Origin of the sequence: Mesorhizobium shangrilense (assembly GCF_040537815.1) — a bacterium.
Taxonomy (GTDB): Bacteria; Pseudomonadota; Alphaproteobacteria; order Rhizobiales; family Rhizobiaceae; genus Mesorhizobium; species Mesorhizobium shangrilense.
On sequence record NZ_JBEWSZ010000040.1, the window covers coordinates 1 to 1354 of the forward strand.

A 1354-nucleotide genomic window follows, 5' to 3' on the forward strand; every position below is an offset into this window, starting at 1 on the left:
CTAAACGTCGTGCCGGGCGAGGCGGTTCTGGAATTCGAAATCCCCCCGCCGAAATGCCTGCGCTGCAATTGCTCAACATACGATGCCGGCGAATGGCCGCCATCACACGTCTCATTTCGACTTCGACGAAACTGTGCTTACGCGTGGAACCCTGTTGTTGAGCGGCTTGATCGCGGCTGCGCTTTCAATTGGCTGGTAGGCTTCTCTGCACACGCCACGAAAGGCCGCCCGGTGAGCGAAGGTCGCGCCACGGTCGGGCTCGTTGCCGTTTCTTCGGGGCTCCGCCTCACCATGGAGATGCAAGTACTCCGTTGGCTTTGGCGGCGTTGCCTCCGCTGGCCGAAGCTCGTGATGACCTCATCGAGCTTGGTGCGAACTGGGCGATCAATGCTCTTCGCCGTCAAACAAGCTTCATTTCCGTTCCTGCAGAATATTCCCGCCGTCGACAACGAGGACCGCACCGTTGATATAGCTGGCGGCAGGCGATGCAAGGAATACGACTGCCGCTCCAACCTCTTCTGGGCGACCGGCACGTCCACAGGGGGTGTTCAGCGCCGCTGACAACTCGGAGGGTGTCGACGCACCAGTTTGAATCCAGCCGGGAGCGACCGCGTTGACCGTAACGCCGTTCGATGCCACCTCGAGCGCCAGCGCATGGGTCAATCCAACCATGCCAGCCTTGGCCGCCGAGTATGCGGAAGAACCGGGACTCGATACGTACGGTCCAGTGACCGAAGCCACATTTACGATGCGCCCATATCCTGCCGATAGCATTGCTGGAAGGAAAGCCTTGGTGACCAAGAACGCGGTCTTGAGGCTCACCGAGAGTTCATGATCCCATTCATCATTGGCAATTTCTGTGAGACGCTTTTCAAGGGCGGGCTTCGCCTTTGTGCCCATGCCGGCATTGTTGACAAGAATATTGACGCTCCCGAGTTCGGACAAAAGGTGATCGACGTCCTCGGTCAGGGTTAGATCGCCTATGTGGCCACTTGCAGTGTGACCCGCGGCATTCAGTTCGTTCGCACGGTCGAGCACGCGATCCGTCGTTGCGGACAGCGCAACTGCGAAACCAGCCTCGGCCAGGAGCCTGGCACAGGCAAAACCAATCCCATCTTTTGCACCTGCGCCGGTGATCAGTGCTCTTGATCGTGTCACTTCAACTCCCATTTCGGTTGTTGCCCGGATAAGCCGCGAATGGACCCGATCGCTCCCGGCCGGTCGTTTTCGATCGTCGCAAGCTGTCCCGCCTACTTAGTGGACGTGTCCACCAACGTCCCGGAGAACAACGCGGGGCCACGCGTCTTGAGCAGGGTCAGAGAAGTGTAATCAAGGATCGACAACCCGCCATCGA

At 59.0% G+C, this 1354-nt stretch carries 1 protein-coding gene; it reads right to left on the bottom strand.

All coding sequences use genetic code 11. The annotated features are described in order from the left end of the window. Positions 1-411: 411 nt before the first annotated feature. Complete coding sequence (locus ABVQ20_RS40400) at positions 412-1158, bottom strand: SDR family NAD(P)-dependent oxidoreductase (RefSeq protein ID WP_354465424.1); 747 nt, start codon at positions 1156-1158, stop codon at positions 412-414. Positions 1159-1354 lie beyond the last annotated feature (196 nt).